Here is a 6,215-nt window from a genome sequence, read left to right on the forward strand (position 1 = left end):
CAAAAAACAGATTATGAATATAAACATCAATGAGACTGAAATGCTTTTAAGTGTTGCAGAGGAAATGGCTTTTTACGGCTACAAGTATGCCGCATTTCCTTGTGATGTAATAACTGATCCCGATACCATTGAGTTCTTTATGAACTCATGGGATGCAATGGAACATTGTTATGCGATGACTACTGATAGAGACTATTTTAAGAGTATGACCATAGATTCACTTAAAAATGATTTAAATATAGTGATGCAGAGCGGTATTGACCTTTATAGCAGCGAGAAATTGGATCTTACTGAATTTGTCCGATTGGAAAGAGAAAAGAAAGAACTATTTGAAAACAACTTAAATACAAACATTATGAATGAGACTAATTTAAAATACCTGAAAGACCAGCTGAAATATACTGGATTTGGAGAAACTTTCGATACTGAATTGAAAGAAAACATGCTGAAAGGAGATAAGGATTTTAAAATCATGCACACCGGCATTATGAACAATGGCGTCCCAAACAGAGATACCGTAACGGTTGAGCTGAACTTCAAGAAGTCAGACCAGACTGATATGTACTTTTTTAATTCCTATCATGTGAATCTTCAAAAAGAAGAAAACAAGCCGGGACTGCAGCAGACCTTTTACATCAATAATGATGCAACCAGCATTACACTCAAGGAAGCTTATAATTTAATGGAAGGCCGTTCGGTAAATAAGGATCTTAAAACTAAAGAAGGAGAAAGTTACAATTCTTGGTTAAAATTCGATTTTAAACAGACAGACAATTCCGGAAATTTTAAGATTAACCATTACCATCAGAATTACGGCTATGATCTGGAAGCAAGCCTTGAGAAGCATTCCATAAAAGAACTCAGTACGCCGCAATATAAGGAAGACCTTGTAAATTCCCTTAAAAAAGGAAATCTGCAGTCTGTGACTTTTGTTGTCAGCGGCGTTGAAAGCAAAATGTTCGTGGAAGCAAATCCGCAGTTTAAGACTCTTAATGTATATGACGGAAACCTCCAGCGCATCAATCATCGAGAAAGCAAAGATGAGAAAAAATCTGAAGGAGAAAAAACTTCAGAAAAGCAATCTGACAAAAAACAGTCTGAGACCACTGAGGAGAATAGTGAAACTCCTTCCGCGAACAAACCCAAAAAAAGAAAACAGCAGTCTAATTCTGTTTAGAGATTTAAAAATAATTAAAGCTTAAATGATGAACCCGCAGTTTCCCGTAAATAGAGTAGAAATGGAATTCAGCCAATGGAAAGCAAGAGAGGAGCGTTTCAATACGCTGTTTTCAATTACTCCGGCAGAAAACAGATCTTTATTAGCCGAGAAACTGCGCCAGTTCGATAGAATCAGAACAAAATACAAATCTTCAAAAAATATTGAGGAACAGCATACGCTTCGAATCCTTAAAATGGAAATCCATAGGATGTCAAAACAATTATATCCAAGTCTCATTTCACGTATCCTGAGGAAAATAATCACCAGCACGCAAAATCAGCTTTCACTTCGCAGTGAGGCAAAAAAAGACGAAAGAAACTTCAATTCGCTTAACGAGGAAGTGCAGCGTATCGGCTTTCCTGATTTATCCGAAAAATTAAAAAATCTTATTGACAAAGAACAGGAAAATTTTAGCATTCCTATATCCTACTACATTAATGAAAAAGAAAAGATTACTCATACTCTTTCGTTTTCAAAAAATGCCGAAGGGCATTTTGAGCTCGATGGATTTAAAAGCAGCCTGCAGAATAATTCTGCACCAGAAGACAGCAGGGATTATTACTTTAAAAATGGGCAGGAACGCAATTTTAAACTTAATGAAGTTTATAATTTATTGTCAGGCCGTTCTGTAGAGCATAACCAATCTTGGTTCCAGCTCGACTTTAATGATAAAGACGCTTCGGGCAATTATCACTTAAAAGAATTTCGAAATGAATATGCTTATGATTTAGAAAAGACTTTAAAGGCCATTCCTTTAAAAGAGATATCTAATACATATGAAATGGAGAAACTAAAACATGCTTTAAGACAGGGTGACAGAGTATCTGCTGTGCTGATTAAAAATGGACGAGAAAATCAGATTTATATAGAGGCCAATCCGCAGTTTAGATCATTGAATATCTATGACCGGCATTTTCGTAAATTCCAGACAGCTTCATCAAAAAACCAGGCAGCAACATTCCCGAAACAATCTGTCCAAAAAGGAATAAAATCTAAAATACAGCAGTGATGGAACAATTAAATCCTTTAACGGAATTCTTTAGATCCATAGAAAAAGACCAGCGCATCAGCATTACCCATATTGGAATTTTTGCGGCACTGCTTCAATTCAGAACAAATCAAGGCAATATCAATCCTATCAAAGCCTACAGGCATGAAATTATGAAAATAGCAAAAATAACCGGCCCTGTCACGTATCACAGGTGCATAAAAGACTTAAATGAATACGGCTATATAAACTATGTCCCCAAAAAAAATAGAAATCAAAAAAGTGTCATTTATTTTCTCGTTTAAAAGGCAGGTTCTGACATAGTTTTAAAATTAAACTTAAAGATCGAAATTATCGAAATAATACAATGTAGAGGGTTAAGAAAAACATCTCTATGAAACTATCACTGCAAGCGGCCCGCATCCCAAATTAATTATTGAATCATCACCAGCCGCAAGAATATGACTTGATTTAGGAGAAAATTTGAATTTCCTGCTCTTGTTTTTTTAAATATAATTATTGCTCAACTGAAGCAAAAAATTGGTGTATTCCGAACAGCCGTTAGCATTTTTTTAGCCCCGATAGAAGTGGAAATCCTTTTGTGCCGGGGTTCGGCGCAAAAGATTGAAACGAATAGCGGGAAAAAGCTCCTAAAAATAATATCAAACCTAAAATAATATACCCCCTGATCACCTGACCGCTGTTCTATAAACACAGATCCTTATGCTGTAAAAAAAACCGCCCCTGTCCGCTTTACATCTGATAAAGGACAGCCCGCCAAGATTACCCATATTGGAATTTTTGCGGCACTGCTGCAATTCAGAACTGCTGCAGGTTATATTAATCCTATTAAAGCATACAGGCATGAAATTATGAAGATTGCTAAAATAAGCGGCCCTGTTACCTACCATAGATGCACCGGAGACCTAAATGATTACGGTTATATAAATTATCTTCCAAAGAGAAATAGAAATCAGAAGAGCATAATTTATTTCATCGTTTAAGATTTTACTAAAATTCTCGGTAAAAGACAGCAAAGCTGTTTTTATGAGAAACTTTAGTTCTTTATCTCACGAGTAGATATTTTTTTGCCACAAAAAGCTTAGGCGTTTTTTAAAGCTATTTCACCACTTTAAGTTTTGTGGCAGAATCGTGGCACATGGGTATATTGAAAAACACAATACAACAAAATAAAGGTGTACCAAGTTTAGGTTCGAAACTATTATAGCTCATTTGTTTCCTGAGTGCAACTATAGGGTATATAATAAAACTATTCTCTAAAAGAATTAATTTATTATTTGTAATTAAATCAGTATTACAAAAAAACCATTCATTAAGAATGGTTTTTCTACTTTATTAACAAATTTATATTGAAACAAAAATATTGATCAATAAGCTTAATCCTTATTTATATTAAAATTTATTTATTGTTTTTTTTAGCATTTTCGTCTATTCTTTTATCAACACTCTTTTCAATTTGATCAATCGTAAAACTTGCTGGTGGTTGACTTGGCGGAAATTCGACAAATGTTTCCAGAAACACAGCCGCATGAAGGGTTAATTGCTCCATTAAAAATGGATTTTTGACCCTAAAATCGTCATATTGATCAGAAACAATATCGGCCCTTTCATAAGGATCCATTCTCAAATTAAATAGTTTAGGTACTCTAAGCGGCGTAAAAGGTTCGTACCAAACCTTAAATCCACCGGGCGCTCTCATCTCACGATATACCGCTTTCCAATTTCCATATCGATAAGCTACTAATTCCGCATCATCATTAAAATAAGCAAATTCATTTCGATTACTTTTTGGAATTTTCCCTGTCAGATAATCAAGCTGATTGTAACCGTCTAAATGTACTTTAAAGTTTTTACCTCCAATAGTTGTTCCTTTTAAAAGACGTTCTGTTATATTTGTATCACCTGCAGCGGCTAAAAGTGTCGGAAACCAATCAAGCGCTGCAAACATTTCTGTAGATGTCGTTCCTGCCTTTATATTTCCCGGCCAGCGAACAAATGCGGGAACACGAAATGCTCCTTCCCAATTAGAGTCTTTTTCATTTCTAAAAGGAGTTGTCGCAGCATCAGGCCAGCTAAATTGATTTGGACCATTATCAGTACTAAAAATAACAATTGTATTTTCTGTAATTTTAAGATCATCTAATGCTTTAAGTAATTTACCAACATTCATATCCATCTCAATCATACCATCGGCATATTCATTTCCAACCATTCCGCTCTGTCCTTTCATCGATTCACGAACATGGGTAAATACATGCATGCGTGTAAAATTCATCCATGTAAAAAAAGGTTTATTACCCTGCGCTTGCTTTTTAATAAATTCGATACAAGCTGCTGTTGTCTCGTCATCGATCGTTTCCATTCTTTTTTTTGTCAATGGGCCTGTATCTTCTATTTTACCACCGGCATAAGTATGAAGGACCCCACGCGGACTACTTGTCTTAATAAACAAAGGATCATCTTTTGGCCAAAGTTCTCTTTCAGGCTCCTCTTCAGCATTTAAATGATAGAGATTACCAAAAAATTCATCAAAACCATGATTGGTAGGTAAATACTCATCACGATCACCTAAATGGTTTTTACCAAATTGTCCCGTAGCATATCCTAATGGCTTTAAAGCCTGAGCAATAGTAATATCACGTGATTGAAGACCAACTGCCACACCTGGAAGACCAACTTTGGACAATCCTGTACGTTTGGCACATTGTCCTGTTATTAAGGATGCTCTACCAGCAGTACAACTGTTTTCAGCGTAATAATCTGTAAATTTCATTCCTTCAGTTCCAAGTCTGTCTATATTAGGCGTCATATAACCAACTACCCCTAAACCGTACGCGCTAATATTAGTCTGACCAACATCATCTCCATAAATTATTAAAATGTTAGGTTTTGATTTATTGTTTTGTGCTGTACCAGTTAGTGAAATTCCAAACAATAAAAGTAAAATAAATTTCATAGCTGTTTTTGACCTGATTATTTTTTTTGGCGAATTCATTAGGCTTTTTTTTTAAGTTAATTAAAACACATATAAAATTAACAATGATCTGTATTCCAATAGTTATAACATAAAAAAAACACGTTCCAAATTATAATTTGGAACGTGTTTTTAGATACCAGTTTGACAATAGTATTTTAAACTAATATGTATAACTACCAATAAATATAAAAATTCAGTGCGATAATATCGAAATAATCTTCAATAAAATGTTTAGATTATTTGAATACTTCTCACTACGACCTTAAATTAAGATTACTTAAAAAATGAGGTTTTAAGTTTTCCTGCAAAATCATGGTAAAGAGAATTTTGTAGCTCTCTCCGATTATACCATAGAAAAACAAGGAGAATTTTAAAGATATTTCACCATTCTAAGTTTTGTGGGAGAATCGTGGCACAAACTATTTTTAACAATTAAGAATCCAGTAAAAATAAGGTCTAGCGAGTTTAGGTTCGAGACTTAGACTGTTTATTTTATTTTTAGTAGGTTCGAGTCCCTTTCCCGCTACTAAGAAAAATTAAAAGCCGAGAAATCTAGATTTCTCGGCTTTTTTTGTGGTTCGAAAAATCTTGTTTCAATTTCTTAAAAATCTAAACGCCCTGTATTTTCAAGGAAAAATGGTTCGAGTCTCGTTAGGGTAAATTATTCAACAAGATATTTATCTATTTAAAAAATCAAGTCCAAAAATAAATCTTTAAAACAGCAGTAAAAACAACTAAACTTTTACTGAAACAGATTGTCCATCTGTTTAATCTTTTAAGATGAGTTCTGAGTGTCAAATTTTTCCTTTCAATATGGTTTGTCCCAAAACGTTTTACCGAATGTAGTTTCTCATCAATCAGATACCTGTAATTTTTAAGTCTGTCCGTAAATATCTTTTTAGCTTCGGATAGTTTTAAAGTATCCAGAACTCGGCTTAGAGTTTTGTTGGTTCGTTTGCCAACATTAAAACTCACAACTGTTTTAGAATTCTTGTCCAATGCATAAACCA

5 protein-coding genes are annotated in these 6,215 nt (G+C 34.3%); 3 read left to right on the forward strand and 2 right to left on the reverse strand.

Translation table 11 applies throughout. The features are described from left to right. The first annotated feature begins 13 nt into the window (after positions 1–13). From CHB81_RS25350 to CHB81_RS25360, 3 genes are read left to right on the forward strand one after another with little or no spacing between them, the layout of a single operon-like run. Complete coding sequence (locus CHB81_RS25350) at positions 14–1,177, forward strand: hypothetical protein (protein ID WP_089354607.1); 1,164 nt, start codon at positions 14–16, stop codon at positions 1,175–1,177. 25 nt (positions 1,178–1,202) lie between these two features. Further along, the gene (locus tag CHB81_RS25355; protein ID WP_141130462.1) at positions 1,203–2,228 is read left to right on the forward strand and encodes a hypothetical protein; all 1,026 of its coding nucleotides are present in this window, start codon (positions 1,203–1,205) and stop codon (positions 2,226–2,228) included. Further along, a complete protein-coding gene (locus tag CHB81_RS25360; RefSeq protein WP_089354609.1) occupies positions 2,228–2,512 on the forward strand; it encodes a hypothetical protein in 285 nt (94 codons plus the stop codon). Before CHB81_RS25355 ends, CHB81_RS25360 begins: the two co-directional genes overlap by 1 nt. Positions 2,513–3,627: 1,115 nt before the next feature. On the opposite strand, the gene CHB81_RS25370 is transcribed toward CHB81_RS25360, so the two are convergent. Further along, positions 3,628–5,184, reverse strand: coding sequence for an arylsulfatase (locus tag CHB81_RS25370; protein WP_089354612.1), 1,557 nt, complete (start codon positions 5,182–5,184; stop codon positions 3,628–3,630). A gap of 714 nt (positions 5,185–5,898) precedes the next feature. After that, positions 5,899–6,215 (reverse strand): IS1 family transposase (locus CHB81_RS27245; RefSeq protein ID WP_254921277.1); only part of this gene is annotated, 317 nt, incomplete at its 5' end.

Source organism: Flavobacterium sp. ov086 (assembly GCF_900187965.1).
Lineage (GTDB): Bacteria > Bacteroidota > Bacteroidia > Flavobacteriales > Flavobacteriaceae > Flavobacterium.